The sequence below is a fragment of the Mucilaginibacter dorajii genome (assembly GCF_024808255.1).
Taxonomy (GTDB): Bacteria; Bacteroidota; Bacteroidia; order Sphingobacteriales; family Sphingobacteriaceae; genus Mucilaginibacter; species Mucilaginibacter dorajii.
In genome coordinates this window covers 41,768-62,768 of sequence record NZ_JANTYS010000001.1, presented here as the reverse complement: position 1 = coordinate 62,768, position 21,001 = coordinate 41,768, and the positions used below count along the sequence as shown (strand labels likewise).

Sequence of the window (21,001 nt, the reverse complement as noted above, 5' to 3'; positions counted from 1 at the left end):
AGGGGCATTTACTAACCAATTATAAACCTAAATTATGAGAAGAGTTTTAACGCTACACGCGTGGAGGTCAGAAGCGGATTTGAACCGCTGTAGAAGGTTTTGCAGACCTTTGCCTAACCGCTCGGCCACCTGACCATTACCCGGTTTACCCGGGTATCAAACTATTCAATCATTCAAAAAACAGGCGCTAACCTGTTTTCATTTTAAATTCTCAGTTCCGTTTTCATGTTCATGCTTCAGTTAATTTATCGATCAGTTAATAGTTAATAATTAATTTAAAAAAGAGGCATTCCTCATTGTACAACGGCATTTTCACTTAGCCTAAAAAGCAGGTAGGTTAACAAACACTCGCCATGCATTTGGCATTATCATAAAACAACGATTAAAAAAAGCGGCCATACTTATATAATAATCCCGGTTGCGCCCTATGATTGATGAAGATGAATTGAATACTGCTTGTTTTGGAAGCGAAAGATTAGCAACAACAACAGCGGCACCGGCCCGGGATGGTCAGGAATATAATGTGTGACTTTTTAATTATTGCTGTGTTCATGGCAGCAAATCTAGAGAAAGAAACAAGCATTGCAAATTAATTCTATAAAAACCATAGATTTTATAGAATATGACATATATTTGTAGCCGAAACGTTCTTTAAACTTATCCGGAAAGACTGAGGGAATGGCCCGGCGACGTATTAGTAACCTATATTCCTTGCATAAAAGATGCTAACTCCATTCCCCCTTGCGGGGTACAGATAAGAGAGCCCGGCTGCTTGCAGTTTTCATGGAGATAAGTGCAAAAGAAAATTAAAAACGAACAGATGAATATTTACCTGGATAATACCGCCACTATCCCACCACACTGTCGACGGTCAAATATGTTATCGGCCTAATCAGGAATAATACACGGTGGAGTGGCCGAGCGGCTTAGGCGGAGGTCTGCAAAACCTTTTACGGCGGTTCGAATCCGTCCTCACACCTCCAACGAAAAGAAATTAAATGAAAAAAATTAAACTGGTTGTTCTGCTGCTATTTTTCGGCACCGCCCTGTTTGCGCAGGAAAAGCCACTCACCATCGAAAACTATTACAAGATCAAATGGGGGCACGCGGATGAGTTTATCGCACTGTGGAAAAAGAACCATTACCCACTGCTCAAAAAACTAAAGGAAAAAGGCGATGTACTGGATATCAAAGCCGAAACACCGATACTACATAGCGGCGAGGATACCCGTTGGGATTTTAAGGTTACACTTACCTTTAAAACCGAACACCTCGCGCTGGATTACAGCATTGTTGACCCTTATAAAAAGCAGCTTTTTCCCGACCAGGAAAGTTATACCAAAGCTGAACAACAGCGATTTGAGCTTGTGATAGCCCATTGGGACGTACCCGTGGAAACTTTACCCTTGAATTAATTTCACCATGAAAAAAACATTAACCCCTCTCCTATTTTTTGCGCTATCCGTTGCTGCAACTGCCGCAAGTGCCCAATCCTTTATTGCCGAAGGTCCCTGGCGTGGTGTTTTCCACCAGGCCAATGGTGCCGAAGTTCCCTTTAATTTTGAGGTAAAAGGTAAAACAGCCGCTACCGCTAAATTGTACCTGGTAAACGGCCCCGAACACTTCGCTGCCAGCAGCATAACAACCAAAGGCGATTCAGCTTTTATAGCCTTTGACCAGTTTGATAACGAACTGGCAGTTAAAATCGACGATAAAAAGCTTAGCGGCGTACTGCGTAAAAAAGATCATAGCGGTCGTGTTACACCCGTAGACGCGACTTTTGGCGACACTTACCGGTTTACTACCGATGGGGAAGAACCTGCTGCTGATCTTTCGGGTAAGTATGATGTAGTATTCAAAGGCCGTAACGGTACAGATGAAAAAAAAGTAGGACTTTTTAAACAACAGGGCAACAAATTAACCGCAACCTTTTTAAGTATCACCGGCGATTCGCGCTACCTTGAGGGTGTGGTGCAGGGACATCAGTTCTACCTATCCTCCTTTATCGGCAGCGGCGCATCCTATTACACCGGCACATTTGATGAGCAAGGCCAAATTACCGGTACCGCCAATGGCGGCGCATTTACCGCGACCAAAAATGCCGGCGCGGCCCTACCCGACCCATATAAACTGACTTATTTAAAAGATGGCTATAAAACCTTTGATTTTACTTTACCAGATGCGGATGGCAAGCAGGTTTCCCTCAAAGATGACAAGTTCAAAAATAAAGTTGTGATCCTTACCATAGGTGGTACCTGGTGCCCCAACTGTATGGATGAGGCCGCGTTTGTTGCCCCCTGGTACCAGAAAAATAAGAACCGTGGTGTAGAGATTGTTGGTGTACAGTTTGAACGTAAAGCCGACCAGGCCTATGTAAAAAATGCCATGGAAAATTTTAAAAAGCGCTTTGGCGTAACCTATACCGAGCTATTTGGTGGCCTGGCCGATAAAAAAGCAGTAGCAGAATCTTTCCCGGCGCTCAACACTTTTCTGTCCTACCCTACCATCCTATTTATCGACAAAAAAGGCAATGTAGATAAAATTTATACCGGCTTTACCGGCCCCGCTACCGGCGAATATTATACCCAATTCATCAAAGAATTTAACGAAGAGGTAGATCAATTGCTCAAAAAAGAAACCACCTGATCAAACAGCCTAATTAATCCCAATGTAAGTTTTGAAATAACTTATCTAATCTACCGGACTTATGGAATACTTTTGCGGCAAATGATAGAGTTAAAAAATGTTACCAAAACATTCAAGAAAAAGAATAGCCAGGTAACCGCGCTTTCAAATGTGTCCCTGGTAGTACCGCAAGGCCGCATCCTTGGTGTTATAGGGGCTTCGGGGGCGGGGAAAAGTACGCTGATCCGCTGTGTTAATTTACTGGAAAAACCAACAAGTGGCCAGGTGATTGTTAACGGGCAAAACCTCACCAACCTCTCTGCATCAGAACTTGCGAAGGCAAGACGGCACATCGGTATGATCTTTCAGCACTTTAATTTACTGTCATCGCGCACAGTTTTTGAAAACATAGCTTTTCCGCTTGAATTGGATAACACCCCAAAAGCGGCGATAAAAGATCGCGTAAATGAATTGTTGAAATTGGTTGGCCTGGAAGAAAAAGCGAACGAGTACCCCGCAAATTTATCTGGCGGGCAAAAGCAAAGGGTAGCCATAGCCCGCACACTGGCTAATAACCCCAAAGTATTGCTATGCGATGAAGCGACAAGTGCGTTGGACCCTGCGACAACAAGATCAATTCTTGCTTTATTGAAAGATATCAACCAGCGTTTTAATATTACCATCTTGCTCATCACCCACGAGATGAATGTTGTTAAAGCCATTTGTAATGAAGTTGCGGTGATCAGTGACGGAAGGCTGATAGAACGCGGGTCGGTCAGCGATGTATTTTCATACCCCGACACCGTCCTGGCAAAGCAGTTTATTACATCGTCGCTTCACGCGGCATTGCCCGTTGAATACGAAGAACGTTTAACAGCAGAACCTTCCGGCAAAAATCACCCGGTGGTAAAACTCGAATTTTCCGGTCGGTCGGCCGAAGCTACTATTCTATCAGAAGCCAGCAGGCTTTTTGAGGTAGATAACAACATTATCAGTGCGCAAATGGATTACACAGGCGGCGTTAAATACGGCATTATGCTGATTGAAGTAAGCGGCACGCCCGGGAACACAAAAAATTCATTAGCTTATTATAGCAGTAAACATATTGATGTGGAGGTATTAGGCTATGTCTGAACCGATGGTATGGATGATATTAAGAGGCTTGCTTGAAACCATAGTAATGACCTTTGTATCCGGCTTTTTTGGATTTGTTATTGGCTTGCCCACCGGCGTGCTGCTGTTCATGACCCGTAAGGGACAGGTATCAGAAAACCGTTTGGTAAACGGCGTGGTATCCGTTATTGTTAATATATTCCGGTCAATTCCGTTTATTATACTCATCGTGTGGATGATTCCTTTCACAAGAGCATTGGTTGGTACATCCATTGGTGTACAGGCCGCCCTGGTACCGCTAAGCATTGGTGCGGCACCATTTATAGCACGAATGGTTGAAAACAGCCTGGTAGAGATCCCAAACGGTTTAATAGAAGCCGCAAGGGCAATGGGCGCACGTCCATTACAAATCGTGTTAAAAGTACTGCTGCCGGAAGCCTTGCCATCCATCATTGGTGCAGCTTCAATTACGCTGATTACCCTGGTAGGCTATTCGGCCATGGGCGGCGCGGTAGGTGCCGGCGGCTTAGGCCAAATTGGTTACCAATATGGCTATGTGGGCTACGATATAGTGGTAATGAACACGGTATTGGTTTTATTGGTGGCCCTGGTATTTTTGATCCAAATCTCTGGTGAGTTCATCGCAAAAAAGGTGGACCATCGTAAATAATTTAAAACATGAATATAAAAATATTAAGCAGTATAATCATACTATCCATAAGCCTTGCAGCCTGCGGCAGAAAACAGCAGGCAAACAATACCAATCATATTAAAGTGGGAGTTGAATCGGGCCCGGAATTTAAAGTAGCCGAAGTAGCCCAAAAAGTTGCCAAAGACAAATACGGACTTGACGTGGAACTGGTTCAATTTAATGACTATGTAATGCCCAACGCGGCTTTAAGCCAGGGCGACATTGATCTGAACGTGTTTCAGAATAAACCTTATTTAGATGTACAGGCTAAGCAACGGGGCTATAAGTTCGCCATCTTAGGCAACACGTTTGTTTATCCGTTGGCAGGCTATTCGCGCAAAATAAAAACCATTGATCAGTTGAAAGATGGCAGCACCATAATTATCCCGAACGACCCTACCAACAGCGGCCGCTCTTTACTGCTTTTACAAAAAACGGGGTTGGTTAAGTTAAAAGATGGTGTTGGTTTATTGCCCACAATAAATGACATAGTAAGCAATCCAAAAAACCTAAAGATACTGGAACTTGAGGCTCCGCAACTACCACGGGCACTCGATGACCAGAACGTAACCATAGCTATTATCAACAATACTTTTGCCGGACCTGCAGGTTTGGTTGCAAAACGCGACGGGATATTTGTGGAAGACGAGAAATCACCTTATGTAAATATCATCGTATCCAGGGAGGACAACAAAACCCAGGATAACGTTGCCAGGTTCGTAAAAGCTTATCAATCGCCAGAAGTAGCGCAAGCAGCGGAAGTTGCTTTTAAAGGTGGGGCTATCAAAGGTTGGTAATATATAGCTTGAGCCGAACAGATCAATTATTTTTATTGGCACGTATGATTCATACGTACTAATTTATCAGATTCAATACTTTTTGTGCCTATGAAATTTAATCGGTGAAGGTTGATATATGTTTATTGAACGATTGACGAAGTAATCATCCTTTTTTATAGACAAGCCTAATCCTTTGGTTCAATAGCTCTCAATTAGTATCATAATCGCAAACAGGCAACACTGTAAACATCCATTTTACCGGGTTGCCCCAATCTTTCGCTTTAAAGCTGGTAACGGGTACTTTAACTAAGATAGTGTTCCAACCTCTTTTTAAATAAATTTTAAAGGGGGGACGATATTCGTACCCTTCGTCAATAAGCGGCCTTTCCAGGTTGCCATTACTCCCCGCATATTTCCATGTTGGCGGCGTTAGCAGCTCCCCGTTAATCCAAATCGCACTTTTACGGTTATCCCAGGTACCCGGCTCAGGTGTATCTGTAGCATAAGAGCGCGACAGGTTATTAAACCCTATCCAAAAGTTTTTATAGCCATCGTCATCACTCCATATACGTGTGGTAGCATACCATGTTGTATTCTCTTTTGCATCGGCTATCAAACCTTTTACCAAAGGCTGCCACCAGTGCCTTAATATCATAGTACCGCCTGTTGCTGTAAAAGCTGCATTATCATTTGGTACGGCATACTCCGGTTTAAACTTTGTTCCAGGATCGCCGTGATTATCATACGGTCCGTAAAAACGCCAGATAGTACCCGCCTGTTTATAATACGGGAAGGGTAAAGTTTTAAAATATTGCTTTTTTTGATCAATTAACCGATTTTCAAATTCGGCAAATTCGGCTGCATCGGCGGTATTTGGAGCGCCAATGGCGGTTATCCAGTCCGGCTTACCTCCTCCCCGCCAACTGCGTTCGGCAAAGGCAAGCATGCCAGGATAAACCGGGTTCGTTAGTAAAACATCTTCCTGCTTTGCCACTGCCCTATCGTTCCAAACACAAATCTCGCCGCCTAACAAGCTGTTGTCCCCCTTTTTCTGATCTCCAATCCGGCGATTAAAAATGGTAACAACGCTCTCCAATGGATCCATGTGGTTAAGATATAAGTGGCGCGAGTCAATATATCTTAATTTTTTATCAATTGCCCCTTCCTTCATCCATAACTGCCTTATGGTATTGGAAGGCACATTACCGCCGGGGCTCCAGCCTATGGTGGCAACATGAAACTGGTTTACAAAGCGGCAGATCTCCGCTAAAAAATCAGGATTACTGATCTTAACCTCATCCCCGCCAATATGCAGATAGTTAAATTTATAAGTTTCACACACCTCCTTAATAATATCTTTTATGATCTTTATACCGGTATCGCTTTGCATATCGGTATTGAACGCTCTTTTAAAGGCAGCGCTATGGCCGGGCATATCTATTTCGGGCACAAACGTTATATGCCTTTCCCTACAAAAATCCATTAGTTGTTGTATATCCTGCACGGTGTAGTACATACCTTTATCACGCAGCATGAATTGGGCAGCGGTAAGCTGCGGATATTTTTTACTGAACAATCGCCAGGCGATATCCTCGGTCAAATGCAAATGGAAAACATTGAGTTTATAATGTGCCATCTGATCAATTTGTTGCTTCAATAGTTCAACCGACTGATAATTACGCCCCACATCAACCATATAACCCCGCCAGGTAAAAGCAGGCCAGTCTGTAATGTCACAGGCATCTGCAATTACATTGTCACGCAATAATTGCATCAGGGTTTGTATCCCGTTAAAAATGCCATGCGCTGTACCGGCTGTTATAACAATACTCCTGGCAGTAACTTGCAAATGGTAAGCTTCATCCGCCTGTTGGGCGGTTTTAAGTTTGGCAATATGCAATTGAATATAAGGTTTTTTACCGGTGCTATCATGGTCTGTAATTTGAATGCCTTTTGCCGCCAGTAAATTAAGCAGATAATGTTGTTCATTATCCAGCTTAGCGTCTGCAATAACGGTGGTGCAATTGTAGGTAGCGAAATAACCGGCATTCCATTGTAAAGATTTTGGCAATGGCAGCAAAACTGCTTTAGGCTGCAGGTCAAATACGTAAGGATAAAGTAAATGTTTCCATAGTAAATAACCTTCTCCCTTTAAATGCAATCCGTCGTTGGTAAGAGCTGGCTGCATTTTACCATCCGGGTTGCAAAACGCGGTATGAATGTCTATAAAAGTATAATTATTGGCCTTCGCCGCTTGCTGTAATGCGGTGTTAACTGCAATTATCTGGGCTGATTTATTGGTATGGGCCCCAAACTTATTGTATATGCTGTTAACAGGCAAAATACTCTGAACATATACCTGTGTAACAGGGCTTTGCTGGCGCAGATAGTCCGCAATAAATAATATATTTTTCACAACCGTATCGGGTGCACTATTGCGCGAAAGGTCATTTACCCCGATAAGCAGGAAAACCTTGGCCGGTTTACGATCGGCTACCTCATTAAGCCGGGCTATAACACCGGTGGTAACATCGCCGCTTATACCCCGGTTTTTGATATGCATATCTCTAAAAAGCTCGCTCCATTCTGCACCATCAGTTATACTGTTCCCCAAAAAAATAATATCATTTGAAGTTTTAGGGAGCGTTTTAAAATGCGTTAGCCGCTGCTGATAATAGGTAGTAAACACCGTATCCGGGTAAACAGGTAAATGCAATTGTGCATATCCGGCAACACTTAGCAAAAGCAGGCACCAAGTAATTATAGCCGCCTTTTTCAATTTACCATTCATGAACTGTAAATACTATTTGCTTATAATTATCTTTTTCATAAATAACACCAATTTGCTTTTTTTTAACCAAAACGAGGTCAGAGTATGCACTGTAATCACCCTTATAACCTGCCGGGCTTTTTGCTATGGTATAATTTTGCTGCCAGGTTTTCCCCTCATTGGTGCTGATGCGTAACGTTAAGTTATCCCGGTTCACCGTATCGGCATTATTACACACGGCCAGTACCGCTTTATTGCCGTATTTCCCCACGTTAAGGATGCTTCCCTGGCAAACCGGATCGGGCAGTTGGGCATCAAAATAGGTGCTGTCCCAGCTTTGTCCTCCATTGTTGCTAATGGCAATTATTCTTTGTTTTATGTTACCCAATTGGTTACGGATATTCATCATTAATCTATTGCCTGATAGTTGTGCTGCCATATTCTCGTTACCGCCAGGCATATTTACATCATCGCTCAACTTAAAGGTTTTACCATGGTCATCTGTATAATAGCCAAACGCACGCCCATCGGCATAATGCTTTTGCGGCTCACCTACGGAGTGATTGGCAGCAACATACAGGCGGCCCTTATACTGCCCTGTTGTGATTTGTATGGCATGCCCGGGAGTATTGGCATAACTACGCCAGTCTTCATTAAAATTGTAGGCTTTATTTACCTGGGGCTGCCTGGGTTTATGCACCTGTAAAGTAATATTAACCGGGGCCGACCAGGTTAATCCATTATTCACCGAGGTTTTATACCATACCTCGCGCAGCGCCATTCCCTTACGTACTTTATTTTCGGGTGCATTACCGGTGTTGTAAAATAAAAACAATCGCCCCTTTGGATATGCAGGATCGGTCATATCAACCACCGGCGCTGCATTACCCGCCTGTAAGCTATCATTAGAGGCTATAATTTGTACCCCACTCCAGGTTTTGCCTTTATCCTGGCTGCGCTTCATTACTATTTGTATGTGCCCAAAGTCGCCAGCACCGTTTACACGCCCCTCACAAAAAGCAAGCAGGTCGCCATTGGGTGCCTTTGTAATTGCCGGTATCCTGAATGATTTATACCCGTCTGATCCCGAACTAAAAACAGTAACCTCTTTTTGCTGGCCTTTTACTGCCGAAAAACCCATTACAGTGATAAATGCACATATCATTGTCCACTTTTTCATAACTATCTTATTTCTTTTAATAATTGCATACAATACCATTCCTGCCGCGGCAAATGGAACGGACCTTTAAATAAATTTCCTTTGGCAGTTTGCGCTATACTCCCATCGCGGTGCAGGTAACCAAACCATTCGCCGTTTTTAGGGTCGTGAAATTTGGAGTAAGCATAATTGTGCACCATTTGATGCCAGTTTGCATATTTTTCATTCCCGGTGAGTGTATAAGCCAACAGTGTGGCAATAATCACTTCGTTATGTGGCCACCAGAATTTCATATCCTGCCAGTATTCCTGTACCGGCTTATTATAAACATCCCTGTAATATAAAATGCCACCATGCTCTTTGTCCCAGCCTCGTTCCCACATATAATCAAGCATGGTACATCCCAGCTCAATCAAATGAGGATCATTATTACGGTATTTTGCTTCGTGTAAAATAAACCAGGCCCCTTCAATGGCGTGCCCAGGGTTTAGGGTACGACCATCTATATGGTCACTAATACTTCCGTCGGGTGCAACCTGTTCCATCACACATTTAATGTCGTGTTTTACAAAATCGGTTTCAATTTCTTTGATCCACCCGCTTATATATTCGTCACAGCGGTCGTCACCAATGGTTTCCCTTAATTGCTGTGCCGTATTAATCATGATCATGGGTACACCAATACCTTTAGCGGGGCGTGTTGATGTAAACTTAGGGGGTAATAAACCCGGTGTTGTAGCATACTCAATACATTTCCCAAACAAGTACCGGGCTTTTTCGGCAGCGGTTTCATCGCCCGAAGCTTTGGCATATGCCGCCATGGCAATTACGGCAAATGTTTCAGAAAAATAATACCTGCGTTTACGAATGGGGCTGCCATTACGTGTTACATGAAAAAACATCTGCCCATCTGTATCAAAGCAGTGTTTATTTAAAAAATCGATACCCAGGCGGGCACCGTCCAGCCATTCCTGCTTAGGTTCAACCGTATTATATAAGGTTGATAACAGCCAGGCGGCGCGACCTTGTATCCAAACGGCCTTATCATCGTCAAGCAAACTACCATCCTGATCGCGCATGAGCAGGTAACCGCCGTATTCTTCGTCAATTGACCGTGGGAACCAAAAAGGCACTGTGTCATTTAATAACTGGTGAGAATAAAACTCCTTTAATTTCAGTAAATCAGTATCAGCGTAACTCATTTATAGATGTTTTAATAAAATAAATTTTCCTTTTCATGCAGTTGCATGGTAAAAGTTGAGGCCGGCAAACCGGCTTCATTAATTAAATTGGCCCTTGTAAAAGGTTTCATGGCATAATAAATAGCCTTTATTTTTTCGCCCGGAGGCAGTGTAAGCAGTACCTGATCTTTTTTAAGTAAACCGGTACAAGCCAATTGTCGCCCCTTATCATTAATCAGCTCAAATCCAGTCAATGGCTGATGATCTTTTGTTTTTAGCTGTACAGCAAATGAAAAGTGAATTACTATCCGGTTACCCATCTGTTTGGCAACAGTTGGAGCAGGTCCATCGGCTTTAATTTGTTTTTTATAGGTATAGCGTTCGGCCAGCAAAGCAAGCCTGTTGCCTATTTCCCTTTTACGGATGGGGTGTACATTCAAAGAATCGCCAAGGTCAAAACTTACGGCCATTGCCGTATTGGGGATCTGTTTTTGCAGTGTGCGCTGTGCATCCCTGAAAGCAGGCCATGATGGGCGATTAATAGCCGACAATTGCACATAGTAAAAAGGTAGTTGGTACCCCCACTTTTGCCGCCAGCTGTTAACCATTGTTTTAAAAAGGTGTTGGTACAATTCCACATTATGCGTGTTGCTTTCGCCCTGGTACCATACAACACCCTTTACCGGAAAATGAGTTAACGGCTCAACGGCCGCTTCATAATTATAACATGGCTCATAAGTATGGCGCTGTTTTATATGGGTTGCATTTTTTAAATTAATGGCTGCCCTATCCCGGCAAAACTGCATCTCAAAATCCGACTTTTGCCAGTTGGTCAGCATATCCACCAATTTGTCATCATGTTCCATGGTATACCTGTCAATCCATGATTCGGTAGGCGAGCCACCCACGGCAACTTCAATTAAACCAATAGGAACACCCTCATCTTTTGCAATTTGCCTGCCGAAATAATAAGCAACTGCAGAAAAATCAGCGGCCGATTGTGCATTGCTCTGTTTCCATGAACCTGAAAAAAAATTTAAGCGATTGGCCTTAGCCAGCGTAACCGAATCCCACACAACAGGATCTGTCTCGGCCTGTAAATTAAGTTTGTATAAGTGCAGGTTTTTATTCCCGGCAGCCGATGCCACCGCTTCACTACCTTCGGCCGATCTGTTTAACGGAAAATACATATTGGATTGCCCGGCACACAGCCATACATCACCTATTAAAACATTTTTAATAACGATGGCCGAATCCTTAGTACTTACCTTTATTTGAAAAGGGCCACCGGCTTTGCCCGCAGCAAAAACAACATTCCACCGCCCATATTCGTCGGTTTTTGATTGTATCGATTTACCCATAAACTGCACTTTAACTACATTCCCGGCATTTGCCCTGCCATAAACCGGGATGGCCCTGTCACGTTGCAGCACCATATTATGGGTAAATACATCGGGCAATTTTAAACCGCCGAAATCGCCTGTAATACGCTGGTAAACTGTTTGGGCCAGGATAGAAGCACCCTCTTTATCGGGATGCAGGTTATCGGCAAACAGATCGGGCCGGTTATAAAGTGGTCCATCCAAATCAATCAAACCAGTTTTATTTGCTTTGGCAATGGCAGGTATAAGCCGTTGAATTTGCCAGTACCAATCCCTCGTTCCCGATTTAAACCGGGGATGCCCGCTAAAAATTGGAGTAAGCCTGCAGATAAAAATCTTTACGTTTGGGTTTGATTGTCTGACATTTTCAATAAGCCAGCTATAGTCGGCCTCAAAATCCTGGCGATGATCGGGCCAGTCCCTGGGGTCGGTATCGTTCAACCCCAAGTGAATAATGGCAATATCGGGCTTATACGCAAGTACATTGGCAAACTCCTGCGTTTTATAATACGGATTATGTCCCTCTTTTAATAGCGTGGCCCCACTATGCCCAAAGTTTTCTACCTGGTATTTATCGCCTAATAACACCTGCAGTTGGGCGGGATAACTATCCTGTGCCGGATTGGCCAAACCATAACCATACGTTACCGAATTACCAATACAAGCTACTTTTATACCCTGGCTTTGAGCAAGCGCCCGCGTATTTAAAAACAAAAATATCATCGGCGTTAACACCCAAAGGCGCCTGTTCTTTAATCTCATAACCTTTCTCTTTTTCATTGAAGCATAAAATATTATGCTTTCACATATTCATCATTAACAGGTTTCAGGAAATAAAGCTGCATAATTAAAGCTATCAGCACAACGCCGGCCAGCATGGCAAAATCGGCCCCCAGGTGCCCTGCATCAGATGATTTGCCCAACATATCGGTGATAAAAGCACCAAAAAATACCCCGGTCATATTCATTATACCATAGGCAGTTGCCCTGTATTTTGCCGAAACAAACTGGCAAAGTATAGGCATATTATTGGCATCAAATAGCCCGAAACCCAAACCAAAGCAAACCCCGGCCCCAATAACATTTAAAAGCGAGTGACCAAATCCCAGCAGCAATAGGGATGGAATGGTTAGCGCCAATCCTATGGCGCTGGTAAACACCCTGCCACGTTTGTTTTTTTGAACCCATTTGTCTGATAATATCCCACCGAATATGACACCCAGAAAAGATGAAGCAGCAATAGTTACCGTAGATAGCGGCCCCGCCTGCGCCATGGGTATATTTAAATTTTGAGCAAAAAGCGTTGGCAACCAGTTTTTTGTAGCCCAACCCGGCAAGCTTGAAACCGCAAAGTAAAAAAGTATCACCCAAAATGCTTTGTTGCTTAACAAGGTCGCGATGCCTTTAAACAGTGTGGTTTTTGCCGGCAAAGGATGCGTTGCAGTAACTGTAACATCTACAGATTTTTCTTTCTCTTTTAAAAACAAGATCAATACCAGCGAATACGCCATTCCTACTACGCCAAAAGACTGAAAAGTAGTTTGCCATGAAAACGCGGCAGCGGCGGTTGCACCAAAACCTCCCATGGCCTGCCCTACGTAAAGCCCGGTCATGTGTACGCCTATAGCCAGCGACCGGGTTTTAGCGGTATGAAAATCGGCTATTAATGATAGTGCCGCCGGAATATACAGGGCCTCACTGATACCCATAATGGCTCTTAGCCAATAAATTTGATTAAAAGTGGTGGCATACCCCATGGCAAACGTTACCCCCGACCAAACAAACAAACTATAAACAATAAGCCATTTACGGTTAAACCTATCGGCAATAATTCCCGAAACGGGACTCATTAAACCATATATCCATAAAAAAACGGCCATTAAATACCCAAAATTGGTGGCCGACCGAAGCTCGGCTATATCTAACTGCATGGCAGGTTTCATTACCGAAAGCATTTGCCTATCCATGTAGTTTAATAAGGCAACTCCCCATAATAAGCCAACTAAAACCCAGGGATAACTTTTTGTATATTTCATTTAGTGTTGAATTTACCCCTGGTAACAGCAGGTGTACGAGTCCCCGGTTTTATCTCGCCTCCCGGAATAAAAATTTCATTCCCCCATTTTACCGCAGTAGTGGTTACCTGGCCGTAAAAGGGTAATACGCCCAGTTTTCGCCAGGAGTTAGCCACGGTATTATATATATAAACATCTTTGCTAAATCCGGGATGATGATTTAGCAATTCTATTTTTTCCCGTTGAATGCGTTGTTTCTCCTCGTTGTTTTGTGCATGTGCTATGAGCGAGTTATAGGTTTCTATCCGGTGAAAAACATCTCCTTTATCGCCTCCTATCAGTATTATATCTGAGGTGCCTCTGGCTACGCCGGTGGCGGCCGAAATGTTGGTTGTATGTAACCCGTCGCCTACATTTTTAAGTCTGATCCATTTTTTATATTCGGGATCATAACAAAAAGTGCTGTTATGCAAAGTACTGATACCTGATGCCGTACTGCTACGCCCACCTATCACATATACACAAGGGTACTTCCCGTTTGATTGCGTTAATGCAACCGAATGTGACATGGCTATTGGCAGCGGCGGCAATGCTTGCCATAGTGCGTTTTTATCAGCAAGATTAAGCGTAAAGCATTGCGCAGTGGGTTTACCTTCGCTCTCTCCGCCTATTAAATAAATTACCTGGTCAATACTCGTCATACAGGCATTAGCCAGCGGAACGGGAACTGGCGGTAGATTGGTAAACATCACTTCCTGCCTTACGGCATCCCAGCGCATCATAAAGGCCTGCTCACTACCAGTGGCGTCTTCTGTTTCGCCGCCAACACATACAACACCATCATTTACAGTGGTGCTTGCTCCATAAGCGGTTTTCTGTTTCAGGCAAAATGTTTTAACCGGCTTAAGCCAGTCAAAACGGCCCGCTGCATTTTTCGCTAATACATAAATATCGTCAAAATGCTGTTTTTTACCGCCTTGCCAGGGCATAGCGCCATCTGCAAAGTTAGATCCCCCGGCAATTAATAAAGCATTATTGCTTACCCCGGTAAAAACACCGGCCAAACCCAACTGTTTTGACATGCCGGCAGCAGCCGGTAACTGAGCCGCAACCGACCAGCTTATGGTATTTAAACTTTCCTTTTGTGCAATGGCTTTGCCAGGCATTAACATAAAACTGTTTATAATTAAAGGTAGAAGGATAAAGGATTTCATAAGTTAAAGGCTTATGGCCTGCGAGTTGACTTAAACTCATCAAAACCTACTTCAGAAACATCTAATTTAAAGCTTTCAAACTGTTGTTTGCTCATATTTGCTATAGGCAACCTAAATTCTCCCAGGTCTACCCCCACCAGTTTCATATATGCCTTGCCAACCGAGATACCGCCATATTTACCCAATAGGCGAATCATATCAATAGATTGTTGCTGCAAACGCTGTGCTTTATCCAGCTCATTATGGTTAAAGGCATCAATAAGCGCATGATATAGTGGGGCCGCGTAATTAAAGGTACTCCCTACAGCTCCCTTAGTACCCAATGCCAGGGCCGAAAGCATATTTTCATCGCGCCCCCAAAGCATGTCATATTTACCGTTCTGGTAAGTTAAACAGCTTTGAAAATCCATAAAATCCTCGTGGGTATATTTGATGCCTGCAAAATTGGCAACGCTGCCATCCAATGCCTTCAACAGGTCAATCATAGCAATGTTTACGCCTGTTAGCACCGGGATATGATAGTAATAAACAGGCATATCGGGCACACTGGCGGCAACTGCCGCACAAATTTTTGCCAGTATCTGGGCATTAGCCGGTTTAAAATAAAAAGGCGCTGTTAACGATACACCGTATAACCCAACCTGGGCAGCATGTTTTGCCAGATCAATACAATCGGCAATGCAGGTACCACCTAAAAGGGCCATTACTTTAAAATCGGGATCGTGGCTGGTAGCTGCGGCCCAGGCTTCCGTTACTTGTTTTTTTTCATTTAAAGTTAAGGAAACCCCTTCGCCGGTTGAGCCATTTATAAATGCGCCGGTTATGCCATTTTGTTTAAGAAAAGAGTAGTAAGCTGGAATAATATCCACGTTTAGTTCACCCTGATCATTTAATGGTGCAAATGGAGCGCTTATTAGTCCCTGTAAGTGTTCTATTTTCATGTACTGTATTTTAGATAGATGAGCGCTTAAATTGCGCCCGGTTATATTGATGATAAATACCCTTACCGGTTTTGGTTCCCGGTAAGGGTGCTGATTTAGTTAAAATGACGCGTAACCTGTTGTTTGTGTTAGGTCGCGGTTATTGGTAAGTGATGTTCTGTCAATAGGCCAATAAAGTGCGTATGCTTGTGAAGGTAATAATGTAGTATGTTCATAAACATAACTATCGCCCATACGGCGCAAATCATACCACCTTTTTCCTTCAAAAATAAATTCAAGCAGGCGTTCCTGTAAAATAGCTTCCTTAGCGTTACCATCAACAGCCTGGTTAGGATATCCCTGAACACCGGCATTATAATTAGCACCGTAAGCCCTGGCCCTTACCAGGTTTATTTCGGCAGTTGGGTCCTGCCCAAGGGCTATCTCGGCTTCAGCCTTCATCAGTAACAGATCGGCGTAGCGGTAAACCGGCCAGTCGTTGTCAATTGTTCTTGAACCAGCATTTTGCTCACCGGCAAACTTATCTACAAAACAACCGGCAATTTTATAGGTACCACCTGTTTTGGTATAGGCAGGTTGAATAGTAGCCAACGCACGGGTATCATTAGTGTTAAATTGCCTGAACGCAGCAATTTTTACCGGTGCCCTTAACAGCCCTCCCCAGTTATCGGTAGTAACAGTAAACTGACGGTTAGTTAATGAGTCGCTAAAATTAATGATAAGTGAACTTTGAGGTACAAAACTACCCGAAACAAAACCCATGCTTGCTTCATTAAGCTGATAGCGGATAGCAAAAATTATTTCGTTGTTGCCGCGGTTGGTAGTAGGGAAAACGTTAGCATATGAAGGCAATAATTGTAAAGCGGCAACATTGGTTTGTATATCAGTTAAAGCTGCTTTAGCTATAGTTGCATCAGCTATGCCACCTCCGCGATAGCTTGTCCAGAGGTAAACATCGGCCTTTAACATTAAGGTAGCCGATTTTGACCAGTAGCCTTTTGCATTTCTGAAAGAATAATCGGCACCAAAACTGGTTACAGATTTATCTATATCGGCCTTTATTAAAGCCAGCACATCACCGGCACTTGAAGCCGCCTTGGCTAAATTTGAAATATCAATTGATGTACCTGTTGTAGGTTCTGTTTGAATAACTACACCACCCCATGAACGGTATAAATGGTAATAGTAAAAAGCACGCATACCGTAGGCAATCCCCAGGTAATAGTTTTTATTTGCTGTTGATACCACCGTTGTGCTGTTTAACTTAGATATCAATAAATTAAGCTGACTAATATTGGTGTAGAAACCTCCAAAGCCGCTTACTCCCGGATTATCCAGGTTCAGGTTTTGGGTCCAAAGGCGTTCCAGGCCTTGTGTTGCCTCCCCGGTAAAAGTAGAGCTGGAGCCCGGATCTGTTGCAAATATATCGGCACGCATCTCGCCCAATGTTTGGAAAGCCGAATTGTTATTGCGGAAAAGTGTGTGTACACCCGCAACAAATGAATCAAACTGATCGGCAGTTTTCCAAAAGTTGGCATCGCTCACACTACTCACCGGCGATAAATCCAGCTGCTTTCTGCATGAGGTTGACAATACCAGTATCCACAGACCTGATAATATGATAGTTATATACTTTTTCATACTTAATTGATTAAATATTTTTAAAATGATGCCTGGATGCCTAATACAAATGTTTTTGGAGTAGGATAAGTGCCGGCGTAAATACCATTGATTGTTGTACCGCCCGGAGTGATAGGAGGCTCTGGCGCAGCGCCCGAAAACTTCTTGATATAAAACAAGTTATCGGCGCTTACATATAATTTTGCTCTTGACAAAACCTTACTCTGGCTAACCAATGATTTCGGAAAATCATAAGAAAGGGTAATCTCCCGGCACGCCAGGTAATTTCCGCTTTCATACAAACTGGAATTGTTGCCGTTTAACACACCGCTCGCATTATTGCCACGGGTATAGTTTTGTTTTGAACCAACTACCTGATCTGCATAATATGCTTTGGGTACAGTAGTATTGGTATTGTTGGGCGACCATGAGTTTAATATCTGGGTGGTATAGTTAAAGGTTCCCTGGTAACCACCCAAAGTACGGGCCAGTAAATCATTATAAATTGTGTTACCTGTGTTATACTCAAACCGTGAATAAAGCGAAATGCCTTTATATGCGGCACTAACATTAAACCCACCGGTCCATTTTGGATAGATATTACCCAAATAAACCTGGTCCCTGGAGTCAATAATACCATCGTTATTTACGTCTTGCCAGTTCACATCACCTGGGGTAATATGGCCTCCGGGGCCTGCCGGCAGGTTGGGGCCGGTAATACCTGCAATATTATCAATACGGTTACCGGCAACAGCCGAAACCTCCGCCGCATTTTTAAATATGGATACCTGCTTATAGCCATATATATTGCCAAGGGACTGCCCTTCCTGTATACCGCCTACCCATACCAACTGGCCGCTTTTAGGATCAAATATCTGAAGCCCTCCCTGGCGGTTATTTGCATTACCATTATAAGGCAGTTTTAAAACCTTATTTTTAACAAACGAAGCATTGGCACCTACATCTAACCTTAAGCCATTGGGCTGATTGATAATGTTGGCTTTAATGGAAAACTCGTAACCTTTGTTTTGTAAGGTACCCAGGTTGGTTTCAAGCGTTGAGAAACCAGAATAACTTGGCAGTGGTAAATTTGTAAGCAAATCGCTGGTTTTTCTGTTGTAATAGTCAAACAGCAGGCTAATTCTATCGTTTAAAAAACCAATATCGGCACCCACATCAAAAGTTTTACTTTTTTCCCAAACCAGGTTAACATTGGTTGGCGCAGCATTATAAAAAGCTCCGTTGCCGTTATATAACGTGGTTGAACTATATAAACCCTGTACATCATAGTTACCCAATGGGCCAATATTACCGTTTGCCCCATAACTTACACGTGGTTTTAAAGAGGATACAATTTTCCCAATCCCAAGATCTTTATAAAACGTTTCGTTATGCACATTCCAGCCGGCAGAGAAGCCCGGGAAATAACCAATCCGGTTTTGCGAAGCCAGTTGCGAAACACCATCCTCACGTAATACCGCTGTAAGCAGGTAGCGTTGATCATAATCATAATTTAGACGGGCAAATGACGAGATGATGCGGTTTTGTAACTTATAGCCGGTATTTGATCCAACAGGAAAAAGTGTTGATGCATTTGCGGTAGAGATATTATCGGTTGCCGCATTCTGCCCGTCAATCTGAAAATACAGTTCTTTCTGATCATAATATTCGGCACCCAGTAATATACTCAGATCATGCTTTCCAAATGATTTGGTATAGTTAAGCGTTGCATTATACGTTTGCTGAAAAACACGGTCATAATTAGTTATAGCATCCCTTGCAGTACTGCTGTAGGTATTGTTGAGCAGGTTGGCATAAGTTTGGGTAGCTTCCTGAAAAGACTGGTTGGTTCTTTGATTTAAATAACCATTACCCGAAACTTTTAAATATAAATTGGGTAAAATATCCCATTTTAAAGCCGCGTTTACGGTAATACGGTCCACCTCGTTAGTGCGTTGTAACTTCCCTAACCAGTAAAGTGGATTACCATCAGTTACGGAGTTACCCGGATTAGGTTGTGTTTGTGCAGCATCTAACCAGGGATTAAATGTTGGCCAAAGGGCCTGTGTTCTGTAAAGTGAGCTCACTTCTGAATTACCTACCACACCAATCTGTGATGAGGTTGAAAGCGTGGTACCGCTGCTGATTTCCAGATTTGGCTTTATTTTATAAGAGCCATTGAAATTACCTGAGTAGCGATTATAGTTGGTTCCCACAATGGTACCGTCTTCATTGTAGTAATCTAAACTGGCAAAATATCTGCCTTTATCGTTGCCGCCCATGCCAGTTAAATAATGGTCCTGGGTATGGGTATTTCTGAATAAAAGTTTTGAAATTTCTTTACTATGATCTTTAAAAATAATCTTGTTACCCGGATTAGCCGGGTCATCCATATCCTGCCAGCCCTGTTGTAATAAGTTAACATTGGATGAGTTTTCGGCCCGTATATCAAAAGAATTTAAACTTGCGGCATCAGTTAATAAACCATACCCACGGGTAGCGTTAATAGCGCCCAGCGTACGGCCAGAATTGATACCACCTAACCTGCCGTAATAAATATAATCCTTAGCATCTAAATACTGATAACCTTGCCTTTGCTGGTTATATCCGCCTGTAAACTTGTAAGTAAGCTCTGAGGTGCCATTTTTACCTTGTTTGGTAGTAATTAAAATTACCCCATTATTTGCCCGCGCACCATAAATTGCTGTCGAAGCCGCATCTTTTAACATATCAACAGAAGCAATATCCTCGGCCGGTATATCATTAAATGCCCGGATAATACCATCAACCACTACAAGCGGTGCACCTGGGGCATTTATACTTGCCCCGCCTCTTAGCTGGATAATAGGCGTTGCACCCGGCGTACCGCTGGGACTTACCACCTGCAAACCAGATATAGTTCCCTGCAGGGCGCTACCTATATTGGCACGCGGCGCGGTAGCAAGTACCTGATTATCTAATTTGGCAACGGCGCCGGTAACACTTTTTCGTGATTGTGTTCCGTAACCAACAACCACAACCTCGTTAAGCGCTTTATTGTCGGGCTTAAGCGAAACATTGATAGTTGTTTTATCGGCAACCTTAATTTCCTGGGTAGTATAGCCTAATATACTAAATACCAGTACATCACTGGGCGCTGCTTCAATGGTATACGTACCATTAATAGCGGTGGGGATACCCCTTGTAGTCCCTTTTACCATTACAGTAACCCCGGGTAATACGCCATGGTCATCATCGCTGGTGACCTTGCCGGAAATTTTAATGGCTTGGGCATGTAATAACGTACAGAGCAAAACGCCTGCAACCGTTGATAATGCTTTGAAGAAAGTAAATTTTAGGTTCATAATTGATCTTTTAATTTTGAATTATGTCATACATAATGCAATTATATGTAATGAAATGATTCTTTCCAAATAATTAAGTCAAAAAAAATAGACTTGATTATCTGAGTGTTATAAGTACACTCTTAAATTTTTGAAAGAAAACAGAGGGAATATGAATTTACCAGGAA

General features: G+C 43.0%; 14 protein-coding genes, 2 tRNA genes and 1 riboswitch. Of the genes, 6 read left to right on the top strand and 10 right to left on the bottom strand.

The features are described 5' to 3' along the window. Positions 1–61 precede the first annotated feature (61 nt). A tRNA-Cys gene (locus FHS10_RS00225) sits at positions 62–135 on the bottom strand. A gap of 519 nt (positions 136–654) precedes the next feature. Continuing rightward, positions 655–761, top strand: a riboswitch (SAM riboswitch). 146 nt (positions 762–907) lie between these two features. Between FHS10_RS00225 and FHS10_RS00220 the strand changes: the two genes are divergently transcribed. The 6 genes from FHS10_RS00220 (at position 908) to metQ (ending at position 5,226) form a co-directional block, all read left to right on the top strand. Then, positions 908–983 (top strand) — tRNA-Cys (locus FHS10_RS00220). A 15-nt stretch (positions 984–998) separates the two neighbouring features. Next, complete coding sequence (locus FHS10_RS00215) at positions 999–1,415, top strand: hypothetical protein (RefSeq protein WP_259086613.1); 417 nt, start codon at positions 999–1,001, stop codon at positions 1,413–1,415. 7 nt (positions 1,416–1,422) lie between these two features. After that, positions 1,423–2,646 (top strand): peroxiredoxin family protein, encoded by a 1,224-nt coding sequence (locus FHS10_RS00210; RefSeq protein ID WP_259086612.1) that lies wholly within the window; start codon positions 1,423–1,425, stop codon positions 2,644–2,646. A gap of 81 nt (positions 2,647–2,727) precedes the next feature. Beyond that, positions 2,728–3,759 carry a methionine ABC transporter ATP-binding protein MetN gene (gene metN / locus FHS10_RS00205; protein WP_259086611.1) on the top strand — a complete coding sequence of 344 codons (1,032 nt, stop codon included), beginning with the start codon at positions 2,728–2,730 and terminating at the stop codon, positions 3,757–3,759. Next, positions 3,752–4,408 carry a methionine ABC transporter permease MetI gene (gene metI, locus FHS10_RS00200; protein WP_259086610.1) on the top strand — a complete coding sequence of 219 codons (657 nt, stop codon included), beginning with the start codon at positions 3,752–3,754 and terminating at the stop codon, positions 4,406–4,408. The genes metN and metI overlap by 8 nt, the downstream gene beginning before the upstream one ends. Positions 4,409–4,416: 8 nt before the next feature. After that, on the top strand, positions 4,417–5,226 hold the full coding sequence (metQ, locus tag FHS10_RS00195; protein WP_259086609.1) for a methionine ABC transporter substrate-binding lipoprotein MetQ: 810 nt from the start codon (positions 4,417–4,419) through the stop codon (positions 5,224–5,226). Positions 5,227–5,416: 190 nt separating this feature from the next. On the opposite strand, the gene FHS10_RS00190 is transcribed toward metQ, so the two are convergent. From FHS10_RS00190 to FHS10_RS00150, 9 genes are all read right to left on the bottom strand, one after another. Beyond that, entirely contained in the window at positions 5,417–7,999 is a 2,583-nt protein-coding gene (locus FHS10_RS00190; protein ID WP_259086608.1) for a family 20 glycosylhydrolase, read from the bottom strand. After that, a complete protein-coding gene (locus tag FHS10_RS00185) occupies positions 7,989–9,158 on the bottom strand; it encodes a sialidase family protein (protein WP_259086607.1) in 1,170 nt (389 codons plus the stop codon). The genes FHS10_RS00190 and FHS10_RS00185 overlap by 11 nt, the downstream gene beginning before the upstream one ends. 2 nt (positions 9,159–9,160) lie before the next feature. Then, a complete protein-coding gene (locus tag FHS10_RS00180; protein ID WP_259086606.1) occupies positions 9,161–10,339 on the bottom strand; it encodes an AGE family epimerase/isomerase in 1,179 nt (392 codons plus the stop codon). Positions 10,340–10,350: 11 nt separating this feature from the next. After that, entirely contained in the window at positions 10,351–12,462 is a 2,112-nt protein-coding gene (locus FHS10_RS00175; protein WP_259086605.1) for a GDSL-type esterase/lipase family protein, read from the bottom strand. A gap of 32 nt (positions 12,463–12,494) precedes the next feature. Beyond that, on the bottom strand, positions 12,495–13,736 hold the full coding sequence (locus FHS10_RS00170) for an MFS transporter (RefSeq protein ID WP_259086604.1): 1,242 nt from the start codon (positions 13,734–13,736) through the stop codon (positions 12,495–12,497). Beyond that, positions 13,733–14,881, bottom strand: a complete 1,149-nt coding sequence (locus tag FHS10_RS00165) for a kelch repeat-containing protein (RefSeq protein WP_259086603.1) — start codon at positions 14,879–14,881, stop codon at positions 13,733–13,735. Before FHS10_RS00165 ends, FHS10_RS00170 begins: the two co-directional genes overlap by 4 nt. Positions 14,882–14,940: 59 nt before the next feature. Further along, positions 14,941–15,870, bottom strand: a complete 930-nt coding sequence (locus tag FHS10_RS00160) for a dihydrodipicolinate synthase family protein (protein ID WP_259086602.1) — start codon at positions 15,868–15,870, stop codon at positions 14,941–14,943. Between the two features lie 99 nt (positions 15,871–15,969). Then, positions 15,970–17,511 (bottom strand): SusD family outer membrane lipoprotein NanU, encoded by a 1,542-nt coding sequence (gene nanU / locus FHS10_RS00155; RefSeq protein WP_259086601.1) that lies wholly within the window; start codon positions 17,509–17,511, stop codon positions 15,970–15,972. Between the two features lie 20 nt (positions 17,512–17,531). After that, a complete protein-coding gene (locus FHS10_RS00150; RefSeq protein ID WP_259086600.1) occupies positions 17,532–20,834 on the bottom strand; it encodes a SusC/RagA family TonB-linked outer membrane protein in 3,303 nt (1,100 codons plus the stop codon). Between the last annotated feature and the right edge of the window lie 167 nt (positions 20,835–21,001).